Origin of the sequence: Niallia circulans NBRC 13626 (genome assembly GCF_001591585.1) — a bacterium.
Taxonomy (GTDB): Bacteria; Bacillota; Bacilli; order Bacillales; family Cytobacillaceae; genus Niallia; species Niallia circulans.
This window is the reverse complement of the sequence record NZ_BCVE01000009.1, coordinates 122,801-144,573: the sequence shown is the minus strand read 5'-3', so window position 1 is coordinate 144,573 and position 21,773 is coordinate 122,801. Positions and strand designations below refer to the sequence as shown.

The following is a 21,773-nucleotide window of genomic DNA, read 5'->3' as shown; positions in this document are numbered from 1 at the left end:
AATCCTTATATTATAGTATTACAACCTCCTCCAAATAGAAAAGAAAAACCCTCAGAAAAGAGGGTTTTTCGCCAATTATTATTATTTTACTGTTTCGGGAACACTTAGACCTAAGCCTTCAGCAACTTTTGTGCCGTATTCAGGATCTGCTTTGTAGAAGTGACCGATTTGACGAAGCTTGATTTCTTCTAATGCTACAGGTTTCATTGCGCCAACAATGTTTGCGACTAATCTTTCGCGTTCTTCTGTGGTCATTAGACGGTATAAATCTCCTGCTTGTGTGTAGTGATCATTATGATCATATGCTACACTTTCGGCTACTCCAGATACTGCAAATGGCGTTGTTTTGTTTTCAGGTGTTTCTTTTGGACCACTAAAGCTATTTGGCTCATAATAAACAGAACCGCCGCCATTACCATCAAAGCGCATTTGCCCATCACGTTGATAGTTATTTACTTCATTGCGTGGACGGTTAATTGGAAGGGCATTATGGTTTGCACCTACACGGTAGCGATGTGCGTCACTGTAAGCAAATAGACGGCCTTGTAGCATTTTATCTGGTGAAACTTCTACACCAGGTACTAATGTTCCAGGAGAGAATGTAGCTTGCTCCACTTCTGCAAAGTAGTTTTCTGGGTTGCGATCAAGTACCATACGACCAACTTCGATTAACGGATAATCTTTTTGTGACCATACTTTTGTTACATCGAATGGATCAAAACGATACGTATCGGCATCCTCTAATGGCATAATTTGTACGTATAGTGTCCAAGCAGGAAAATCTCCTTTTTCTATTGCATTAAATAAATCTTCTGTATGATAATCAGGATTCTCTCCAGCAAGTTTAGCAGCTAAATTAACATCCAGGTTTTTAATCCCTTGTTCTGTTTTAAAATGATATTTAACCCAAACGCCTTCTCCCTCTTCATTTACCCATTTAAAAGTATGGCTTCCGAAACCATGCATATGACGTAATGTTGCTGGAATACCACGATCTGACATCAGGATAGTTACTTGATGTAAAGATTCAGGGGAATGAGACCAGAAATCCCATACAGCTGTTGGGTTTTTTAAATGTGTTTTTGGATCTCTTTTTTGTGTATGGATGAAATCAGGAAATTTAATGGCATCACGAATAAAGAATACAGGTGTATTATTACCAACGATATCATAATTTCCATCTTCTGTATAAAACTTCACCGCAAATCCACGTGGATCACGAACAGTATCTGCAGAACCTAGCTCCCCTGCAACGGTTGAAAAACGGATAAACATTGGAGTTCTTTTTCCTACTTCAGATAAGAAGTTAGCTTTTGTATATTTCGTTAAGTCATTTGTCACTTCGAAATATCCATGAGCTCCAGCCCCTTTAGCATGAACAACTCGCTCAGGCACACGTTCTCTATTAAAATGAGCTAATTTTTCAAGTAAATGTACATCTTGGATTAATGTTGGTCCACGATGGCCAGCAGTAATAGAATTTTGGTTGTCCCCAACTGGTGCTCCCCAGCTAGTCGTTAATCGATTATTTGACATATAAAAAATCACCTCATAATTTAGTTCTTTAGCATATGTATATTATAATATCATCTATAATTAAAAAATCAATATAATTTTATAATAATTATAAATAAGTTCTAAAATAGTAATTTATAAATGTATTTAACCATTAAAACTACGTAATACTTGATAGGATTAGAAAATTGAAAAAATAACTAATAGAGAACGTATGCGCATGAATGAGAATATAGGATGGGAGAAAAACGTGTTTTTTCAAAAGAAGATAGCTTTTATCCACTGCATTATATGTGAGAAGAAACAGATTTATTCCAATAATCTGCTAGGATAAAGACTCAATTTCCCTTATAATGAAAAGAAAGATTTTGCCGGATATAGTTATAGGGGGCTTCATTTCATGCTGCAGAATGGATCAGTGAAAGAGAAAAGTATTTTTTTAATAGGGTTTATGGGAGTCGGAAAAACGACGATTGGAAAAGAATTAGCGAAAAAACTTCAACGTGAATTTGTAGACGTTGATCATCAGATAGAAGAAGAGTATAACATGACCATTCCAGAAATTTTTAGCCATTATGGAGAAGCCTTTTTTCGGAAAAAGGAAAAAGAGCTGATTAAGGCGTTATCGGAACAGAAGGAAAAAGTGATTTCGCTTGGAGGAGGAGCTTTTCTGCAAGAAGATATTCGCAATGCTTGTCTAGAAAATGGGATAGTTATATATATCGATATGTCCTTTAAGGCGTGGAAGGAAAGAATCCCGTTTATTATTGATAGTAGACCTGTACTGCAAGGTAAGACTGATGATGAAGTAAAGGCGTTATTTAATACGAGAAAAGAAATTTATAGGAATCACCATCTGAAAGTCACAACCGATGGAAACAAGGTAGAGGAAACAGTTGATGCTATTATAGATTCATTGGATCTGGCTTAAAAGTAAGCTCTTGGAGGGGAAAATGGTGAGTAAAAGCATAAAGGTAAGAGAGGTCATTATTGGAGAAGGAATCCCGAAAATTTGTGTTTCTCTTATTGGTAGAACAAAAGAAGAGCTAAGGGAAGAGGCAGCAGCATTAAAGGAGCTGAGGATAGATATCCTTGAATGGCGTGCAGATTATTTCACAGAAATAGATAATAAAAAAAGGGTAATAGAAATGCTGCAGCAAGTAAGAGAAATAATTGGCAATATGCCTTTACTATTTACATTTCGTACAGCAAAAGAGGGGGGCGAAAGACAAATAGAGGAGCAAGAATATTTCTCGTTAAACAAAAGTGTGTTAGAAACAGGACTGATTGATTTACTAGACATAGAGTTATTCATGGAGACGGAAGCCATTAAAGAAGTTGTAAATATGGCCCATTCTAAACAAATTGCCGTTGTCGTATCTAATCATGATTTTGACAAAACACCATCTAAGGAGGAAATTGTTTCGCGCCTACAAATGGCGCGCCAGCTAGGTGCTGATATTCCCAAAATTGCGGTCATGCCAAAATCAGTTAAGGATGTTATAGCATTATTAGATGCGACTGTTACGATGAAGGAAGAAGCCCCCAATCAACCGATTGTCACGATGTCAATGGGAGGAAAAGGAGCTGTGAGCAGGATGGCAGGAGAAGTATTTGGGTCTGCAATTACATTTGCTGCAGCAAATAAGGCATCTGCACCAGGACAAATTCCATTAGAAGAGTTGAGAACTATTTTAAATGTTTTACATAAAAGTTTATAACAAGGATTTCGTGTAAGAAACCTCATTCTTATGCGAAATCCTTATTGTTATTTTTCAACTGTGTTTTTTTAAACTTGCTTATAGGAAGAATTACTTGATACACTCATCATTAAAATAATACCCATTAAGGGAGCGTAAATAAAAAATGGAAGTAAATCAAAGATTAGAACAAACAAATTCATTCTTTTCGACGCAAGCAACATTGCCCCTTTCTTTTCGAATAAGAGCAGCTGGAAAAATTAAAAAATGTTATTTTAGAAAAAGAACTTCTTCTTATAAAGGCACTACAGAAAGACTTGGGAAAGCATCCTTTTGAATCATATGCCTCTGAAATTGGCTTTGTGCTTCAGAGTATTCGTCATACAACGAAACACTTGAAGAGATGGATGAAGCCCCAAAAAGCAAAAAGTACATGGAGTCTATTTCCTTCAAGGGGGAAAACTGTATATGAGCCATATGGAACGGTTCTTATTATCGGTCCATTTAACTATCCTTTTCAATTATTAATCGAGCCTTTAATTGGGGCCATCGCTGCAGGAAATTGTGCGATCTTAAAGCCCTCGGAGCTTGTGCCAACAGTTTCAGCTGTTGTAACGGACATGATAAATAATACCTTTAATCCTGCCTATATTAGTGCAATAGAAGGGGGAATAGAAACAAATCAAGCATTGATACACGCTGATTTTGACTATATTTTCTTTACAGGCAGTACGAAGGTAGGGAAGATTGTGATGGAAGCAGCGTCTCAGCACTTAACACCAGTAACGCTCGAATTAGGTGGGAAAAGTCCAGTAATTATCGATGAGACTGCAAATTTAAATGTAGCGGCCAAGCGTATTATATGGGGAAAAACGTTAAATGCCGGACAAACATGTGTAGCACCAGATTATATTATGGTGCATGAGTCAGTTAAAGAACCATTGATTGTCGAAATGAAAAAGACACTAGGAAACTATTTTGGAGAAGAGATTGAAGATAAAGAAGATTTTGGCCGAATTGTGAGTGATCGACATTTTCAGCGCTTAATTGCAATGCTAGAAGCTGATCGGAAGACCATCCTTTTTGGCGGGAAGAACAATCGAGATACACGTTTTATTGAACCCACGCTACTGGATGCTACGTGGGATTCCGCAACAATGCAAGAAGAAATCTTTGGACCGCTTTTGCCTATTTTAACCTATACAAAACTAGAGGACGCAATGGAATCGATTCGGAAGCTGGAGAAACCGTTAGCACTCTACCTTTTTACAAATAACAAGGAAACAGAAGCGAAAGTGATTCGTTGCCTATCATCAGGAGGTGTTTGTATTAATGATGTGTTAACCCACATTGTCCCGCCTAGTCTGCCTTTTGGCGGTGTAGGTGCCTCGGGAATGGGAGCTTATCACGGTGAATACAGTTTTAAAACATTCTCTCATCAAAAAAGTATCCTTAGAAAGAGTACTAAAGTAGATCTTCCCTTTCTTTTTCCACCATACACGAATAAGAAAGAGAAGATAATTCGTAAAGTACTTAAATAATGATGAAGTAAAAATGCCCAATAACATTAAAAAAAACGGAAAGAGAGTGGAACGTCTTAAAGATTAGTTCCCTCTAAATTCAGTAATTCCAAAAGTTTGCTCATAATTATAGCCATTAAAATAAATATCTAAATCATGAAAATAGCGATGTAGATTTCGCATGGCGACACGATCATCTTTCTCTGCTACTATTTGAGCATTTGCGCCAATATCATTAATATCCTGCTTAATTTGCTCATCGTTAACCTTTATGTTCTTTAGAGCCTCCAGGATGGATGAAGCTGCTTCTTTTTGCTTCTCGTAGTTTGTTGTTTCAAGTCTGCCCCAGCCTAATGTTTTGTTATAAAAATCATGCCATTTAGAAATAAAGGTGTGTCCACTTGTGCCATCTGCCAGAACAACCACTTCCTCATTGACTGGTGTATTGACCTGTTCTTTATCAAAGCTTTCTTCTGTCTCTGATGAAGCTTGTTTCACAACTGGACGGTCGTTTTCTGACTGCAAGGGTGATTTGCTGTCAAATAATGATTGGAAAATAAAATAGGAAGAAACACCTATTGCGGTAACAGATAGTAAAATAATAATAGTCCAAGTCCAAAATTTCATATGTGAAATTTTTCCTCCCATAGTAATATTCAACTATCAGTCTATCATTAGTGAAAATGGAATACAATCATGCAAAACCCTTTGAATGATTATCTTGCTTGTATAAATTCATTAAAGCTGGACAAGGTAACAAAAAAGGGAGTGTTGGTATGGAAGGAGACAACCATTTACCTAATGAGTTTAACCAAGAGATGCATCAATTACTGGAGGATTTAGAGGCGGAACTTAGCGAACTAAAAAATACGCTGGATGAAAAAGATTGCTGTATTTTAAACGATTTTGAGGAAGTAAATAAGTTATTTAAAAGTATTCATCATCGTGCAGCTACATTTTATTTACAATTATATTTAAAGCCATATACTAAGAATTTAGAAATCCTTACTGCTAGCGCCCAAGCTCTTTCTGATAAACGACATGGAGCGTTAATAGCTATTAAGCGTAAGGATTCTTTAGACAGATTGATTCATTCTGGAATCCCCTTACATGCAAAATTATCTGCTTCTTTACTAGAAGCAATTTTTTATCCTGGAAACCCATTGCACGATGGGGGAGTGTTAATCGAAGAGGATTCGATTATTTCTGCAGGCAATATATTTCCAACTGCAAGTAAATTTAACGGCAAGGATAAATTAGGAACAAGACATAGAGCAGCCATTGGGTTAAGTGAAATATCAGATGCATTAGTGATTGTTGTGTCAGAGGAAACAGGGAGAATATCGTTTACATTGGGTGGAGCATTATATCCCATTCAGCCAGGTGATATAAATATGTAAGATAGCCAGTATAGAAAGAGAATTGGAAAATTTTGCATAAAAAATATATTATTTAAAATTAAGCAACTTAATATACGTTGCCCCTCCTTAGCAGCTGCAAGAATGGCTGAGACTTTTTAGGATAAACGAAACCACACTCGCCACATTAGGAAACAAAATGTATTCAGGCTGCGGGGGAATAACCACCATTATAACGATTGAAAAATAAAAATAATGGGTATCCAACCAATATTCAGATGACTATCTTTGGTTGAATACCCTTGCTAAGTATTTTCAATAGGAGTTTTAAAGAATATTCTTTAAGGTTTCTTGGAGGGTGCCTCTTGTTTCAGCATTTTTTTCAAAATGAATACCGGCATGCACCATTTTTTTTACTAACTCTGGTCTAAGTCCAGTAAGGATGGCGTTACAGCCCATCATCGAAATACCAGCTAATACTTTTTCAAAATAATCAATAACATCCATTTCCATTTTTGCTGTACCCGAAAGATCTATCACTAATGTTTGAATTTTTGAATCTGCTATATCGTTTAAAACTTTCTCTTCAATAACTTTAATTCTATATGAGTCAATGGTACCGATTAATGGTAAAACGGAAATAGATTGTTTAATCGGAATAATGGGAACAGATAAATGTTCAACCATTTTTCTTTGTTTATTCAACATCTCATCTTTATAATGCGAATAGCTAAGGAAAAAATTATTTAAAAATTGATCTATCTTTTCGTTAAATAATTTTTCCATTCCATAATAATCCTCGCGATTATGTATGATATCCTTTTCCTCATCAATCATGCTAATAAAATGCCATAAGGTTCTTCTGATGGCTTGGACCCATTCTAGCTTTAATTCTAAGGTCAAAGAGTGTTTAGCCCATGCAATTCCTTCTACTTTGGCAAAAGAAATTAAATCTGACTCTTGTTGATCTACTGTGTAAAATATCAGTTTTTTGGCATTTTTTAGCAAATCAATATTTCCTTTATTTAATATATCGGTAATTTTTATAGAAACATTTGTTGCTTCTGTCAATAATTTTTGATTGAAGGTGTTCCCATTCTCATTAATGAAATTTTTTAATTCGTCCTTTATGTACATTATTGTGTTCATTTTCGTTACTCCCATGGATTTAATTTAAGTATGAAATATACTAAACTACACAAATAATAGTTTTCGATAAACTACTTTACCCTATTATAAACATAATTAAACCCAAAATATTAAAATATTGATTTAAAGTTTAAAAAGAAGGAGATAAGCTGACTATATCACTTATCTCCTTCTTTTAATTTATTTTACTAATTCTAATGATATGTCTATTTTTTCTTTATCATGCTCTAATTGTTTATCCACATCATAGGCATAATACATATCATTTTTTATCATATAATTGGCGATTTTAGCATGATTGTCAATCGCTTCATTGAGTTGTTTCTTTAGGATTTCTCTTACTTGTGGAGAAGCTGTCTCTGTTATGGCAACAGCATATGTTCTTACCGTTGCTTTCGCAGAAATCAGCAGCTCTGTAGCAATTAACTCATCACACATTTTTCCAGTGGCCTTTAATTTATCCATGAAGCTCATTCCCATCACCCGTCCCTTTATTGTTTTAGAATTTCCTGTAGTTCTTTGATTGCTTTCTCTGAACTAGATACATCATTATCTAAAATTGCTTTTAAAGTATCATCATCAACCAGGGATTGTAATGCATAGGATTTTACGAGACAACTCTGTTTTAACGTCAGTACTTCATGTAATTCTAACGTTTCATGTATTGCTAATTTAGTAGAAGCCATGTTTTCTCCTCCTGTTGGACTTGTCTTTTCAGTATTTGATATATCCGCAATTGGATAGGCTTAAACCAATTTTTTTTCATATATGAATCCTATCCGATGGGAGCGATAGAGTCAGTTAAAGCATTCCAGTCTTTGATAGTTATTAAAATTTTTTAATTGCTTTCCTTTTCTTTACATAATAGTATGTAAAGGCTTACAAATTTAGTGTACAATAAATAAAAATGTAATAAGGGAGATGGGAGATTGGTACACAGTTTAACAAATGGTGTGTATAAGTTTTGCGAATGGGTAACGCGACTAGCCTATGTAAATTTACTATGGATATTTTTTACATTTTTAGGATTAGGCTTTTTTGGATGGATGCCAGCAAGTATTGCTATGTTTTCCATTACAAAAAAATGGGTGAATGGGGAAAGGGATATCCGCATTTTTCCTCTATTTTGGGCCAGCTATAAGCAAGATTGGTGGAAAGGCAATATTCTTGGGATGATTTTCATGCTTATTTTCCTGTTACTTTATATGGATTTTCGGATTATCGGCATATTGGATGGCCCCACAACACTTCTTCTTTTTTTATTTGTGGATTACTTCTTTTTTTTAGTACGACTTTTTTATATCTTCTACCAGTTTACACATACTACGATCTCAAGTTATTAGAATACATAAAATATGCATTTGTTATCGGGTTTCTACGTCCCGCCCATACAGTAGGAATCTTTATGGCTGTATTTTGTATAGCTTTTCTGGCATCACTTCATATAACGCTTCTTCTATTCTTTAGTATTAGTAGCCTTGCATTTGTTATTACTTGGCTGGCTGCCAGAGCTTTTGGCAGTGTTGATCATCGTTTAAAGAAAATGACCCAACAAAGGATTGTTTAAAAATGAAAAGGGGTTAACGATGAAACATTTCATTTTTTCTATTATAAATAAATACCGACAGTTAAAAATAAAGAAAAAGTTGACGTTAACCATTTTATTCATAATGGTTGGTTCCTTATCCTTTTTATTAATTGGATTTCAATATGCCTTTCATGTATACGATCAATTGTATTATCAAAAGACAACGGATGTCTTGCATATGTCATCCAAGCAATTAGAAAAAGAATTAAAAAGTATTGAGGAAGTCTCCTTTTCCCTCATGTCAGATAATAAAATTCAAAAAATTCTTTCGGAAATAAAGATAGACTCCAATCCTTACCAGCGCTATCAGCTGGATAACCAGCTTTGGGATCTGCTGACAGAGTACGTGGGCTCTTCAAAATATATTCATGCGATTCACATATTTGATGCAAATGGAAGGGAATATCGAGCTGGCGGATATACATCATCCATGATTTCAAAAAAAAAGGAGAAATGGATTGAGATAGGAGAAGGAAAAAAAGGAGCTAATCAGTGGGTAACAGAGACAGACAGCAATAAGATCTTTGCTATTCGCAAAATCAGAACCCATCAGAACTTGAGTTTAGATAATTTAGGCACACTCCTTATTCAAGTCAATGTAGATAAAATTGTAGAAGACAGTGTATCAGAAAATAATAAAGTGACAAGTAATATGATGATTAGCGGAGAAGATAATCAATTCTTTTATAAAGGAATATTCAAAGAAATAGAAAATATTCCCTATTTGCCGAATCAGAAGGTCGGCTATGAAATTCAGTCAATAGGCGGTCAGAAATACTTTATTACACATACTTCTTCCTCCTATGTTAACTGGGTTTATTGGAATATTGTGTCATTTGATTCGATTATTGCAAAAGTGCAAACTACAAAATACATTATGCTGGCGATTTTCTTTTTGCTGAACTTAGTTGTTTTATTTATGGCAGTCGTTTTTTCTAGTAAACTGACAAAGCCAATAGAACAGTTAGTGTCTGCGATGAAAAATGTCCAAAAAGGAGATTTATCCATAAAAAATACATTGCAGCCTGTGCAAGCGAAAGATGAGATCGGCATTCTTACTGATCATTTTATCTTGATGATTGAACGTATTAATACATTAATCAAAGAAAACTATGAGAAACAATTATTAATTAAGGATACAGAATTTAAAGCATTACAGGCACAAATAAACCCCCATTTTTTATACAACACATTGGAATCGATTAATTGGCAGGCAAAGATGAATCGGCAAACTGATATTTCCAGTATGGTGGAGTCATTGGGTTACTTATTGCGGAATGCCATTAGTGCAAAAAATGATGCAGTTCTGTTAGAAGAGGAGATATTTATTGTAGATCATTATATAAGAATACAAAAATATCGATATGGTGACCGCTTAACTTTTCATAAAATGATACCTCCAGAGACGAAGAATTGCTATATACCTAAATTGATGATTCAGCCGCTCGTAGAAAATGCTATTCATTATGCGCTCGAACAGATGATAGAGCCTTGCAAAATAACGGTCCGTGCTGTTCTTAGAGAAAATAATTTGCATATTACAGTAGAGGATAATGGACCAGGAATGGAGGAGGAACTATTAGCAAAAGTTAGAAAGCAGGAAGTAAAAACAAGAGGAACTGGAATCGGCCTTTATAATATTGATTCACGGATAAAGCTTCTATACGGTGAGGAATTTGGTTTAATAATTAAAAGTAAACGAGGAACAGGAACACAAGTACATCTAATTATTCCAAATAAATGGCGGTGAGAACATGTATAAGGTAATTCTAGTAGATGATGAAAAAATCATTTTAGATGGCATTTCTAGTATTATTGACTGGGATATGTTACATACAAGGCTCGTGGGTAAGGCTGCCAATGGGATGGAAGCCTATCAATTAATTAAAAATTTACAGCCGCATATTGTTATTAGTGATATAAAGATGCCGGGATTAAATGGCGTTGAGTTAGTTTCTAAAATTAAAAAGGAATATCCTTCTATTCATTTTATCCTTCTATCTGGATTTTCCGAATTTCATTTTGCGAAAAAAGCAATGGAGTATGGAGTTAAACATTATTTATTAAAGCCTTGTAACGAAAAGCAAATTATGGAAGCGATTCAACAGACGATTAGTGAAATTCGGATGAAAGAAAAAAGAAAGCGTTACTTGCTAGAAATGAAAAAGAAAATGGATACTGTGCAGCCTTTTGTAAAAAAGCAATTACTGACAGAGCTTGTTACTAGTAAAAAATCAGAAAAAAACGTTTTAGCCTATTATCAAAGAATTTTTCATACTAGATTAGAAGGTAAGAAAGTTTTTGTTGTGCTGTTTCATCTCGAAGGAGATTTTAACTATGAACATTTATTTATGTTAGAGAATGTTGGAAGTGACATTTTTGGATCACCTATTCTATCGTCTAATATCGGAGAATATATTTTGTTTCTAGTAGATGAAAATAATGGCCAGGATGAATTACAAGAGAGAATTGAAGAGATCCGTAAAAATTTCTATGCTGTCTACGAAATGGATATGACGGTTGCTGTGAGCGGAGCAGGTCCTATTACATTAACGCGAAAACTTTATCAAGAAGCGCTTGAATGTCTAAGTCATCGTTTTTATTTAGGAGAGGGAAGCATAATAACAAAAAAAGATATTCAGCAGGAACAGGAAATAAATAACTTGGAATTTGGAGATTTACCATTGTTTTTAGAAATAAAATCAGGAAATTGGAATAAAGTAAAGCAAGAGATGGACGATATATTCCAGCAGATTGCAGCTAAAAGAGATCCGATTCATTTGACAAGAACCTATGTTATTCAACTTTTTCTCACCATGATCCAAACATGCTGGGCTAAAAGTCTGCCTGACTATATGGGGAAAATCTCTTATTTACTAGAAGTCGATAGCATTCAGGCCATGAAGGAGTTTTTACTCCATCATACAAAGGAAATCACCTTTATCTATTATGAAAAACATAAATCTTCTCAGTCGCATATAATCGAGCAAATGAAAGAAATAATTAATAGTGAATTAAGCAATCCAGCCCTTTCTTTAAAGTGGGTTGCTAAACAGGTTTATATGAATGCAGATTATCTAGGCAAATTATTTAAGCAAGAAACAGGGGAAAAGTTTTCGACATATGTGACGAGAATGAGAGTGAATAAGGCAATGGAAGAAATTCAGAAGACGGATGATGTAAAAATACTAACACTGGCAGAAATGATTGGATTCGGCGATAATCCGCAATACTTTAGTCAGGTATTTAAAAAACATACGGGATATACCCCTTCTGAATATAAGAACGCACGATAAAAAGCTCCTAATCTCTTTGGGAAAGAAGAGATTAGGAGCTTTTTACTGATGAATTTTCTAAAATAAATACCTCTGTTTTTTAAACAGGATTTCTCTATTTTTTATATTCCATCATGTGGTAATAACATTTAGAATCATGATGAAAGCACTTACAATAAAGAAGGAAGAGGGGGATTTGGTGAGGAAGATTCTCATTTTAGCCTTAAGTCTGTTTGTGGTAACAGCATTTAGCGGTTGTAGTGCATCTAGCAGTAACGAATCAGATGGAAAAAATGGCAGCGACAAGATTACCATCCGGTTTGCGTGGTGGGGTGGTCAGCCTCGTCATGATTACACAACAAAAGTTATTGAGATGTATGAAAAGGAAAATCCTAATGTGAACATCGAGCCAGAGTTTGCTAACTGGGATGATTATTGGAAAAAGTTAGCTCCGCAGGCGGCGGCAAACCAATTACCTGATGTAATTCAAATGGATATGGCCTATTTATCTCAGTACGGTGAAAAAGGACAATTGGAAGATTTAACACCTTATCTTGAAAATGGAACAATAGATACAGCAAATATTCCTGAAAATAATATTTCAGGAGGGAAAATCGATGATAGCCTTTATGGGTTACCAGCAGGTGTGAATGTATTATCCGTTATTTCCAATGATCGCTTATTAAAAGAGGCTGGAATTGAGTTTGACAGCCAAACTTGGACATGGGATGACTATGAAAAAACAGCCTTGCTGCTACAAGAAAAACTAGGAATCTATGGTTCGAATGGGATGCATCCCCCAGATGTATTCTTTCCGTATTATTTAAGAACACAAGGGGAGCGTTTTTATAAGGAAGATGGTACAGGGTTAGCTTACGAGGATGATCAATTATTTATTGATTACTTTGAAAGACAATTGCGCTTAATTGAGGCAGATGCATCTCCAACACCAGATGAACAAGCACAAATAAAAGGGATGGAAGATGATTTTATCGTAAAAGGTGCTACTGGATTTACATGGAATTACTCTAATCAATACTTAGCATTCTCTCAATTAACCGATGATTCTCTTACCATTAACTTTCCTCCAGCCCAAGAACAGGAAAGTGCCTTATTCTTAAAACCAAGTATGTTATTCTCTATTCCGAAAAGTTCGAAGGTAAAAGAAGAGGCAGCAAAATTTATTGATTACTTTGTGAATAATGTGGAAGCAAATAAATTGATTAAAGGAGAAAGAGGAGTACCAGTTTCTACTGAAGTATCTGAGGCAATCAAGCCAGAGTTAAGCGAGTCAGAAACAAAAATTGTCGAATACGTAGAAGCTGCGGCACAACATGCAAGCCAGGCAGATCCGCCAGATCCGATTGGAAGTGCAGAAGTAATTAAAGCACTGAAAGATGTTTCCGATCAAATATTATTTAAACAAATTAAGCCAGCAGAAGGTGCAGAGAAATTTAGAGAACAAGCAAATGAAATTCTAGGAAGAAATAAATAGAGAGCTCCTGTAGCCTTCTATTAAAGAACATTTTCATGAAAGCACATATCCAACCTTGACCAAATGCACGAAAAGTTCTATTTTGAATGATTCGTGCTTTATTTCTGATTAGAGAGGAGTTGTCTTCGTTATGAAATCACGTGCATTAAAAGATAATTTATCCGGATATGCTTTTATATCACCATTTATTATTGGATTTACAACATTTACGGTTGTTCCGATGCTTATTTCCTTATACTTATCCTTCACTAATTATGATTTATTTACAACCCCGACATGGATAGGGCTTGGTAATTATAAAGAAATGTTCTTTGGAGATGAGAAGTTTTGGAAATCATTAAGTGTTACTTTTTATTATGTACTTGCAGGGGTTCCTCTACGTTTAATGTTTGCTTTATTTGTAGCAATGCTTTTAAACCAAAACATGAAAGGAATAGGGATTTACCGCGTACTTTTTTATCTTCCATCGATTATCGGAGGTAGTGTGGCAGTTGCGATTATGTGGCGTAATATTTTTGGTAACGAAGGAGTAATCAATGCGCTATTGTTCTTTATGGGAATTGATAACAAGATTCTGTGGTATCAAGATCCGACAAGCGCTTTATGGACATTGATTCTACTTGCTGTATGGCAGTTTGGTTCTTCCATGCTTATCTTCCTGGCAGGACTAAAAAATATTCCGCCAACATATTATGAAGCGGCAAGTGTAGATGGCGCAAATGCTATTCGCAAATTTTTCAAAATTACATTACCGCTTTTAAGCCCCATTATCTTTTTTAATTTAGTCATGCAAACAATATCTGCCTTTATGACTTTTACACCAGCTTACATTATTTCTAAAGGGGAGGGTGGTCCTCTAGATGGTACTTTACTATACCCACTTTATTTATTCCAAAAAGCATTTAACTTTTTCCAAATGGGATATGCTTCTGCCATGGCATGGGTAATGTTGATTATCGTAGGCCTTACCACACTCATTTTATTTAAAACATCATCTTTATGGGTTTATTACGAGTCGAAGGAGGATTAATAAAGGTGGAGACATTTAAACAAGCAACCAATAATGTTATCGAACCAGACATCAGGCCAACAATAGAAAAGAAAAGAAAAAAGATCAGACCGAAAAAAATACTCTTTCATCTGATTACTAGCATCATTGCTATAATTATGCTCTATCCTGTTATATGGTTAATTGTGAGCTCCTTTAAAGAAAGTTCCTCTATCTTTGTTACTGCTCATTCGCTTATTCCGGAAAGATTTATTTGGACCAACTATGCAGATGGCTGGCAGGGAATTGCTGGACAGTCTTTTGGTACTTTCATTAAAAACTCCTTGATTATTGTTGGACTTTCCACCATTGGTGCGGTAGTTTCATCTGCGCTAATCGCTTATGGATTTGCGAGAATTCAGTTTAAAGGCAAAAGCTTTTGGTTTGCATGCATGATGGTGACGATGATGCTTCCACACGAAGTATTAATGATTCCTCAATATATCATCTTTGCCAAAATAGGCTGGATAAATAGTTTTAAACCAATCGTTGTTCCACAGTTTTTTGGGCATGCCTTTTTCATCTTTTTAATTGTCCAGTTTATTCGTACCATCCCTGTAGAGTTAGATGAAGCAGCTAGAATAGACGGGTGCGGCCGCTTTAGTATCTTCTTTCGCATCATATTACCTTTGATAACACCTGCGTTAGCAACATCTGCTATATTTTCGTTTTATTGGAAATGGGAGGATTTAATCAATCCAGTTTTATATTTAAATAAAGCAGAATTGTACCCTGTTTCTCTAGCTCTAAAATTATTTTTAGATACGGAGTCAGCATCAAATTGGGGAGCAATGTTTGCTATGTCTGTTGTCTCATTATTACCTGTTATTTTGATTTTCTTCGTATTCCAAAAGTATATTGTGGAAGGTATCAGTACAAGTGGCTTAAAATAGCAGCGGAAAAAAGAGATCTTTTCAGTTGAACATTTTCTTTATTCTTTACATGGAGGGAAAGAGATGGTTGATACAAGACTTTTGTTAGAAAAACAAAAAGTGGTTGGTTCGATAGAAAAGTTGATGGAGAATTTAGCGAGTATTAAAGATCAAACAGGTGAGTACTTACTACATTTTGATGGAGTTGTGGTGGATGATAAAAGCTGGGAAGTATGGAATTGGCCACAGGGTGTAGGCTTATATGGAATCTATAATTATTGGAAAATATCGAATAATCAAAAGGCAAAGCAAATAATCACAGAATGGTATTACCGAAGATTAAAAGAGGGAGTTCCACCTAAAAATGTCAATACGATGGCGCCTCTGCTTACCTTGGCATACCTATATGAAGATACAAGGGATCAAACGTATTTACCTTATTTAGAGAAGTGGGCTGACTGGGTGCTATATGAAATGCCAAGGACAAAAGAAGGTGGACTTCAGCACATGACCTATGGACCTGAAAATAAAAATCAGCTATGGGATGATACACTAATGATGACTGTTTTACCTCTTGCAAAAATTGGAAAACTGCTTCATAACCAAATGTATATAGAAGAAGCGAAAAAGCAGTTTCTAATTCATACAAAATATCTGTGTGATCGAAAAACGGGATTATGGTTCCATGGCTGGACGTTTGAGGGGGATCACCATTTTGCGGAGGCTCTATGGGCACGAGGTAATTGCTGGATTACCATTGCTATTCCTGAAATAATCGATTTGCTTGAACTGCCAAAGGGAGATTTCTTTCGTGAATATTTATTAGAGACACTAACTAGGCAGATAGAGAGATTAAAAGAATATCAACATGAAACAGGTATGTGGCATACCTTGATTACCGATCGATCCTCCTATTTAGAGGCATCCGCCACGGCTGGCTTTGCGTACGGAATATTGAAAGCAGTTCACAAAAGGTACATTGGCTCGGAATATAAAGAGGTTGCTTTAAAGGCAGTACAGGCAATTATCCAAGAAATAAATGAACAAGGTGCTTTACAAAAAGTATCAGTAGGAACTGGAATGGGAGAAACACTGGAATTTTATCGCCAAATTCCGATGACTACGATGCCATATGGACAGTCATTAGCGATTTTATGTCTATCCGAATTTTTATACAGTTATTGTTAGCAGAAAGTTATAAGGAGGAGGAAATAAATTTGCAAAAGTTATATCATGGTGCAGCCTTCTATCCAGAGCTATGGGATCAAGAAATTATTGAAGAAGACATCCAACTAATGAAAGAAGTAGGAATTAATGTGGTGCGTATAGGTGAATTTATTTGGTCCTTTATCGAGAAAGAAGAAGGAAATGTGAATGTTTCTTTTTTGAAAGAAGTGATTAATAAATTGAAAGATAATGGTATTGATACTATCCTATGCACACCGACTGCAACACCGCCAATCTGGATGTCCTATCAACATCCAGAACGTATGCATGTAGATAAAAATGGTACTGTTATGAGTCATGGAGCAAGGCAGCATGTATGTACAAATAATGGCTATTTTCGTGAAAAGGCAGCCATTATAACGGAGACACTGGCAAAGGAGTTAGGAGAGCTGCCTGGTATCATTGCCTGGCAGTTAGATAACGAATTTAAATGTCATGTCGGAGACTGCTTTTGTGATACTTGTAAATCTGAATGGCATCGTTGGTTAAAACAAAAGTATGAAACAATTGAAAATTTAAATGAAGCGTGGGGCACACATATATGGAGCCAATACTATCAAACATTTGAACAAATTCCACAGCCTAAACAAACACCTTTTTTGCATAATGCATCTTTATTAACAATGTATAAATTATTCACACATGAAAAAATAGCAGAGTTTGCAACAGAGCAAGCCGCTATTATTCGTCAACATTCAAATGCACCTATTACACATAATGCAACAGTCTTTTTTGATCTGGATCAAGCATTATTGTTTGAAAATCTAGATTTTGCTTCTTTTGATACATATGCGGTCCAGGAAAATGCTAGTTCCTTTATGATGCTGTGTGATTTGTATAGAAACATAAAGAAAGATAGCCCATTTTGGCTGATGGAAACAAGTACTTCTTTTAGTGCATCACTGGAAAGATATGCAAATCCACATTTAGATGGTTATTTGCAGGCAGAAGCAGCATATGCTTATGCTGCAGGAGCTGAAGGTTTTTGCTACTGGCTTTGGAGACAACAGCGAAGCGGTTGTGAGATTTCTCATGGATCTGTTATTAGTGCTTGGGGAAATCCAACAATTGGTTATAAAAATGTATTAGAAGTAGAACGAATTCGAAAAGAATTAGAACCGCTTCTGCTTCATACGAGGCCAAAGCAAGCAGAGGTGGCGATTTGCTATTCGGACCAGGCTAAAGCCTATTTTCAAACAGAGCCATTTAATGGAGTTCAATATAAACAGATTTTAACGAGTTTTTATGAACGCTTCCTTTCTTTGGGCATTCAACGTGACTTGATTATGGAAAAAGCAGACTTAGATGGTTATAAAATATTGTTTACCCCATTTATTCCTTATCTTTCAACAGAGTATATAAAAAGAGCCGAAACATTTGTTGAAAAAGGAGGGATTTGGATTGTGGGCCCGCTTACCGGAGGACGTACGAGTGAACATACTATCCATACAGATTGTGCACTTGGAGAGCTAGAAAAGGCATCAGGTACGGAGGCTTTATTTACAAATCCATTAGACGGAACGAATACATTAGGGGAAGCGTTTGGAATCACAGCAGAGTTAGGCTTATGGAGCACTATTTTTAATACCGAAAAAGAAGGAAATATAGGCTTAATCAAAGAAGGACTAGGTACTGGAGGAACATTTATCAAAGAGACTAAAAGGGGCAAAGGAAAAATAGTTATGCTTGGCAGTTTTCCCCTTGGCAAATCAGGAGAAGAAATGCTGGAGGCATTGATTCAGCATTATGCAGAAATAGCTGCTATAAGACGGGAGATAAAAGCCACTCCTGGTACTGTTCTTATCCCGAGAATCGGAGGGAATGCCACTTACTGGGTTGCGATAAATATGGATGGAGGAACTGGTGACATAACCGTGCCAGAAAATAGTTGGGAGTGGAAAAGTAAGAAAAAATTAGTGGAGGGAACATATAAAATTCCGGCCTATAGCTACAAAATAATAATGTCCCAAATATAATGCTTGTAGCTCCTAATAACAAAGTGGTATTAGGAGCTATCAATCTAATTATGTTGTATTTTCACATAAGGATGTGGTAAAAGGGGACTTTTAGATGGTTGATATATAGGGAAAGTTCCTTTATAATCGAAAATAACAACGTTGTTATTTTCAATTGTACTCTCTATTTATTTTGATCCTCGATTGTAAATATTGCACAGCAGATAGCTTCATTAATTTATTAATAAAATGTAAACGTTTTCTATTGTGTGTGCTTATAGTACTTTCCATGTATACAAAGTTTCTTGATGTGGTTAAAAACAACAATAAGTTTATGTTAGGCAGTAATCAAAATGGTTAAACAATAAGGAGGAAAAATTATGAAGAAGAAAACATATGCATTAGTGGGAACAGGTGGACGGGCGGAATTTTTTTATGGAGCAGTTGCGCGAGATTTTCGAGATACTGCAGATTTAGTAGGTTTTTGTGATTTAAATCAAACGAGAATGGATTATGCTAACCATCTATTAGAATCAAAGTATAGTTATAAAAAGGTTCCAACATATACAGCAGATCAATTTGAACAAATGCTGAAAGACCAAACCCCAGATTACTGCATTGTTACAACAATGGATCGCACCCATCATACATATATAATAAAAGCGATGGAATTGGGATGTGACGTTATTACAGAAAAGCCATTGACGATTGACGAAGAAAAGGCACAGTGTATTTTAGATGCAGTGGAACGTACAAATAGAAAACTACGAGTAACTTTTAACTATCGCTATGCTCCCCATAATACCAAAATTAGAGAATTAATTGAAGATGGAGTAATTGGAGATGTGCATGCTGTACATTTTGAATGGCTGCTGAATACAGAGCATGGAGCTGATTATTTTAGAAGATGGCATCGGGATAAACGGAATAGTGGCGGCTTGCTTGTTCATAAATCAACTCATCATTTTGATCTTGTTAATTTCTGGCTGCAGTCCTATCCAGATACTGTTTTAGCAATGGGGGACTTGATGTTTTATGGAAGAGAAAATGCGGAAAAACGCGGAGAAACTAAGTTTTATCAAAGAGCTTATGGCAGTAAATATGCAAAATCGGATCATTTTGCCTTACACTTAGAAAAAAATGAGCACTTAAAGGAAATGTATCTGAATGCCGAAAAAGAAGATGGATATCAGCGAGATCAAAGTGTGTTTGGAGATGGTATTAGCACAGAAGACACATTAGGGTTAATAGCTAAGTTTAAAAATAAAGCGATTCTCACTTATTCTTTACATGCTTATGCACCGTGGGAAGGATTCAATGTTGTTTTTAATGGATCAAAGGGCAGATTAGAAGTCAACGTAGTCGAAAAATCATATGTTAATTCAGGAGGTAATAAGGAAGAGGAAGGAGCCTTATCCTCAAAATCTATTACTGTGCATCCCATGCTAGGAAAACCATATGAAGTAGAGATAGAAGAGGGAGAGGGTGGTCATGGTGGAGGAGATCCAATATTGCTTCGCGATATATTTGGGGAGCCTGTCGAAGATCGGTTTCATCGTGCCGCCACCCATATTGACGGCGTGAAATCTATTTTAACAGGGATTGCCGGAAATATTTCTATAAAAACTGGCATGCCAGTAAAACTAGATTCATTGGTGAACTTTTAGATAGAGTGTTAGTTTGACAGTAGGAAATTTCTATTTTCATAGAAGTTTCCTTTTATTATCTAGGAGATTTTTGTGCAGGAATTTGTAATTTTTAATTCTGGTTCCATAAAAATTTTAGTTTCTACTTCTTCGTCGTTAATCACTTTCATCAATATTTCAATTGTTTTTTCACTAATTTTGTCTAGTGGAACTCCGACTGTTGATAGGGGTATATCAAAATGCTCTAGTGCTGGAAAGTTATCATAACTAATTATAGAAATATCATTTGGTATGGATAAGTTAGATTCATAAATAGCTTGAAGAGCACCGCGCGCAAGGTCATAGCTCCCTGTAAGAATGGCAGTTGGCCGTTTAGCTAAAGTTAGTAATTGCTTAGCAGCCTCATAGCCGTCATATTGTTCAAAATTATTCACTCGTATTTTTTGAAAAGAATAAGTCGGTAATTCCAACTCTAAAATCGCCTGTTCAAATCCCTTGACCTTTTCTTTTTGCAGTTTATCACCTTCTACATCTCCAATATAGCTAATGTAACGATGCCCCATCTTATAAAGATATTGCGCAGCTTGATAAGTTGCTTTTTGGCGATTTACATCAATAACAGGATAAGGAGTTTGCTTATTGGCTAGTCCATGCATGACAATAGGAACATCTGAATAAGAAGAAACGATGGATTGACTAGAATCAAATACTAGTATGGCATCTACTTGATAGCGGCTAAAGATTTTTAAAGCAGACTTTACTTCATTTATAGATATCAATGTTGTATAAGAAAGCTCCTCCAATTCCTTGTTAATAGTTGTAATAAGCTTTGAGAGAACGGTTTGTTCAATGGTAGGCCACACAACACCAATAGTAAAGGATTTTTTGGAAACAAGGCTTCTAGCTGCAATATTGGGTTGATAACCTAATTCATTAGCAACTGCCATAATGAGATCCTTCGTAGGTTTCTTTACTAATGGACTATCACGAAGTGCCTTTGAAACGGTGGAATAGCTTACTCCAGCACTTTTAGCTATATCTTTAATAGTGACACTCATCTTCATCCCTCCGATTCATCCATAAATAAAAATAACAACGTTGTTTTCATTTTATTATATCCACTGCTTTGCTTTTTAACAAGAAGGCCTCTTCGATAGAAAGAAACTTGATAAATTAGTGAATATTATTTTGATTCGAAGTTTACTGATTTTTCTTGTATAGTATGCCTGATAAAGGTATAATAAATTTATCTTACAAAGAAAAGAGGTGGGAAAGGATGTTAAGTTCAACCGTTTTAGTGCAAGGTTATATGATGGAAAGTCTTTATATTAACCGTGCGAAATTTGCGATTGTAGTTGTTAACGGGATAAGTGTGTCCTTTTTTAAACAACTAAATAGCAAATTAAAACGGTGAAAACATCTCTT

At 35.5% G+C, this 21,773-nt stretch carries 20 protein-coding genes and 1 pseudogene; 15 read left to right on the top strand and 6 right to left on the bottom strand.

The features are described 5' to 3' along the window. Positions 1–81: 81 nt before the first annotated feature. Positions 82–1,536: a catalase KatA gene (gene katA / locus BCI01S_RS13410; protein WP_047942326.1), complete on the bottom strand. Its 1,455-nt coding sequence runs from the start codon at positions 1,534–1,536 to the stop codon at positions 82–84. A 379-nt stretch (positions 1,537–1,915) separates the two neighbouring features. Here katA and BCI01S_RS13405 point away from each other — a divergent pair, with 379 nt between their 5' ends. The 3 genes and pseudogenes from BCI01S_RS13405 (at position 1,916) to BCI01S_RS13395 (ending at position 4,756) form a co-directional block, all read left to right on the top strand. After that, complete coding sequence (locus BCI01S_RS13405) at positions 1,916–2,446, top strand: shikimate kinase (protein WP_047942325.1); 531 nt, start codon at positions 1,916–1,918, stop codon at positions 2,444–2,446. 25 nt (positions 2,447–2,471) lie between these two features. Beyond that, positions 2,472–3,236 carry a type I 3-dehydroquinate dehydratase gene (gene aroD, locus BCI01S_RS13400; protein WP_047942362.1) on the top strand — a complete coding sequence of 255 codons (765 nt, stop codon included), beginning with the start codon at positions 2,472–2,474 and terminating at the stop codon, positions 3,234–3,236. Positions 3,237–3,381: 145 nt separating this feature from the next. Continuing rightward, positions 3,382–4,756, top strand: a pseudogene (locus BCI01S_RS13395) (aldehyde dehydrogenase). A gap of 63 nt (positions 4,757–4,819) precedes the next feature. Here BCI01S_RS13395 and BCI01S_RS13390 read toward each other — a convergent pair. After that, entirely contained in the window at positions 4,820–5,362 is a 543-nt protein-coding gene (locus BCI01S_RS13390) for a hypothetical protein (protein ID WP_061799122.1), read from the bottom strand. 149 nt (positions 5,363–5,511) lie between these two features. Between BCI01S_RS13390 and cdaS the strand changes: the two genes are divergently transcribed. Next, on the top strand, positions 5,512–6,135 hold the full coding sequence (cdaS, locus tag BCI01S_RS13385; RefSeq protein ID WP_047942320.1) for a sporulation-specific diadenylate cyclase CdaS: 624 nt from the start codon (positions 5,512–5,514) through the stop codon (positions 6,133–6,135). A gap of 285 nt (positions 6,136–6,420) precedes the next feature. Here cdaS and BCI01S_RS13380 read toward each other — a convergent pair whose 3' ends face one another. The 3 genes from BCI01S_RS13380 to BCI01S_RS13370 form a co-directional block, all read right to left on the bottom strand. Continuing rightward, positions 6,421–7,242 (bottom strand): STAS domain-containing protein, encoded by an 822-nt coding sequence (locus BCI01S_RS13380; protein ID WP_047942319.1) that lies wholly within the window; start codon positions 7,240–7,242, stop codon positions 6,421–6,423. Between the two features lie 180 nt (positions 7,243–7,422). Further along, a complete protein-coding gene (locus tag BCI01S_RS13375; RefSeq protein WP_053215677.1) occupies positions 7,423–7,707 on the bottom strand; it encodes a spore coat protein in 285 nt (94 codons plus the stop codon). A 26-nt stretch (positions 7,708–7,733) separates the two neighbouring features. Beyond that, positions 7,734–7,928, bottom strand: coding sequence for a hypothetical protein (locus BCI01S_RS13370; RefSeq protein WP_061799119.1), 195 nt, complete (start codon positions 7,926–7,928; stop codon positions 7,734–7,736). Between the two features lie 243 nt (positions 7,929–8,171). Between BCI01S_RS13370 and BCI01S_RS13365 the strand changes: the two genes are divergently transcribed. From BCI01S_RS13365 to BCI01S_RS13325, 10 genes are all read left to right on the top strand, one after another. Continuing rightward, a complete protein-coding gene (locus BCI01S_RS13365; RefSeq protein ID WP_061799114.1) occupies positions 8,172–8,585 on the top strand; it encodes a DUF624 domain-containing protein in 414 nt (137 codons plus the stop codon). Positions 8,586–8,647: 62 nt separating this feature from the next. Further along, a complete protein-coding gene (locus tag BCI01S_RS25285) occupies positions 8,648–8,809 on the top strand; it encodes a hypothetical protein (RefSeq protein WP_156485428.1) in 162 nt (53 codons plus the stop codon). Between the two features lie 19 nt (positions 8,810–8,828). After that, positions 8,829–10,580: a sensor histidine kinase gene (locus tag BCI01S_RS13360; protein WP_061799110.1), complete on the top strand. Its 1,752-nt coding sequence runs from the start codon at positions 8,829–8,831 to the stop codon at positions 10,578–10,580. A gap of 4 nt (positions 10,581–10,584) precedes the next feature. Then, positions 10,585–12,126 carry a response regulator transcription factor gene (locus BCI01S_RS26295; protein WP_061799107.1) on the top strand — a complete coding sequence of 514 codons (1,542 nt, stop codon included), beginning with the start codon at positions 10,585–10,587 and terminating at the stop codon, positions 12,124–12,126. Between the two features lie 178 nt (positions 12,127–12,304). Continuing rightward, positions 12,305–13,600: an ABC transporter substrate-binding protein gene (locus BCI01S_RS13350; protein ID WP_047942314.1), complete on the top strand. Its 1,296-nt coding sequence runs from the start codon at positions 12,305–12,307 to the stop codon at positions 13,598–13,600. Positions 13,601–13,730: 130 nt separating this feature from the next. Beyond that, on the top strand, positions 13,731–14,630 hold the full coding sequence (locus BCI01S_RS13345; protein WP_047942313.1) for a carbohydrate ABC transporter permease: 900 nt from the start codon (positions 13,731–13,733) through the stop codon (positions 14,628–14,630). 38 nt (positions 14,631–14,668) lie between these two features. Further along, positions 14,669–15,541, top strand: a complete 873-nt coding sequence (locus tag BCI01S_RS13340; protein WP_047942359.1) for a carbohydrate ABC transporter permease — start codon at positions 14,669–14,671, stop codon at positions 15,539–15,541. Between the two features lie 63 nt (positions 15,542–15,604). Further along, positions 15,605–16,708: a beta-galactosidase BglB gene (gene bglB, locus BCI01S_RS13335; protein WP_047942312.1), complete on the top strand. Its 1,104-nt coding sequence runs from the start codon at positions 15,605–15,607 to the stop codon at positions 16,706–16,708. A 29-nt stretch (positions 16,709–16,737) separates the two neighbouring features. Then, entirely contained in the window at positions 16,738–18,723 is a 1,986-nt protein-coding gene (locus tag BCI01S_RS13330; protein ID WP_047942311.1) for a beta-galactosidase, read from the top strand. Between the two features lie 359 nt (positions 18,724–19,082). Continuing rightward, positions 19,083–20,369 carry a Gfo/Idh/MocA family protein gene (locus tag BCI01S_RS13325; RefSeq protein ID WP_047942310.1) on the top strand — a complete coding sequence of 429 codons (1,287 nt, stop codon included), beginning with the start codon at positions 19,083–19,085 and terminating at the stop codon, positions 20,367–20,369. Positions 20,370–20,428: 59 nt separating this feature from the next. On the opposite strand, the gene BCI01S_RS13320 is transcribed toward BCI01S_RS13325, so the two are convergent. Further along, the gene (locus BCI01S_RS13320) at positions 20,429–21,406 is read right to left on the bottom strand and encodes a LacI family DNA-binding transcriptional regulator (RefSeq protein WP_047942308.1); all 978 of its coding nucleotides are present in this window, start codon (positions 21,404–21,406) and stop codon (positions 20,429–20,431) included. A gap of 218 nt (positions 21,407–21,624) precedes the next feature. Here BCI01S_RS13320 and BCI01S_RS25635 point away from each other — a divergent pair, with 218 nt between their 5' ends. Next, positions 21,625–21,762 (top strand): RAxF-45 family protein, encoded by a 138-nt coding sequence (locus BCI01S_RS25635; protein ID WP_162837580.1) that lies wholly within the window; start codon positions 21,625–21,627, stop codon positions 21,760–21,762. Positions 21,763–21,773: the final 11 nt, after the last annotated feature.

Excerpts from the sequence above, each read along its gene's own strand:
- katA (WP_047942326.1), bottom strand. The coding sequence starts at position 1,536 with ATGTCAAATAATCGATTAACGACTAGCTGGGGAGCACCAGTTGGGGAC.
- BCI01S_RS13405 (WP_047942325.1), top strand. The coding sequence starts at position 1,916 with ATGCTGCAGAATGGATCAGTGAAAGAGAAAAGTATTTTTTTAATAGGG.
- BCI01S_RS13390 (WP_061799122.1), bottom strand. The coding sequence starts at position 5,362 with ATGAAATTTTGGACTTGGACTATTATTATTTTACTATCTGTTACCGCA.
- cdaS (WP_047942320.1), top strand. The coding sequence starts at position 5,512 with ATGGAAGGAGACAACCATTTACCTAATGAGTTTAACCAAGAGATGCAT.
- BCI01S_RS13380 (WP_047942319.1), bottom strand. The coding sequence starts at position 7,242 with ATGAACACAATAATGTACATAAAGGACGAATTAAAAAATTTCATTAAT.
- BCI01S_RS13375 (WP_053215677.1), bottom strand. The coding sequence starts at position 7,707 with ATGGATAAATTAAAGGCCACTGGAAAAATGTGTGATGAGTTAATTGCT.
- BCI01S_RS13370 (WP_061799119.1), bottom strand. The coding sequence starts at position 7,928 with ATGGCTTCTACTAAATTAGCAATACATGAAACGTTAGAATTACATGAA.
- BCI01S_RS25285 (WP_156485428.1), top strand. The coding sequence starts at position 8,648 with ATGGCTGTATTTTGTATAGCTTTTCTGGCATCACTTCATATAACGCTT.
- BCI01S_RS13360 (WP_061799110.1), top strand. The coding sequence starts at position 8,829 with ATGAAACATTTCATTTTTTCTATTATAAATAAATACCGACAGTTAAAA.
- BCI01S_RS26295 (WP_061799107.1), top strand. The coding sequence starts at position 10,585 with ATGTATAAGGTAATTCTAGTAGATGATGAAAAAATCATTTTAGATGGC.
- BCI01S_RS13345 (WP_047942313.1), top strand. The coding sequence starts at position 13,731 with ATGAAATCACGTGCATTAAAAGATAATTTATCCGGATATGCTTTTATA.
- bglB (WP_047942312.1), top strand. The coding sequence starts at position 15,605 with ATGGTTGATACAAGACTTTTGTTAGAAAAACAAAAAGTGGTTGGTTCG.
- BCI01S_RS13325 (WP_047942310.1), top strand. The coding sequence starts at position 19,083 with ATGAAGAAGAAAACATATGCATTAGTGGGAACAGGTGGACGGGCGGAA.
- BCI01S_RS13320 (WP_047942308.1), bottom strand. The coding sequence starts at position 21,406 with ATGAGTGTCACTATTAAAGATATAGCTAAAAGTGCTGGAGTAAGCTAT.
- BCI01S_RS25635 (WP_162837580.1), top strand. The coding sequence starts at position 21,625 with ATGTTAAGTTCAACCGTTTTAGTGCAAGGTTATATGATGGAAAGTCTT.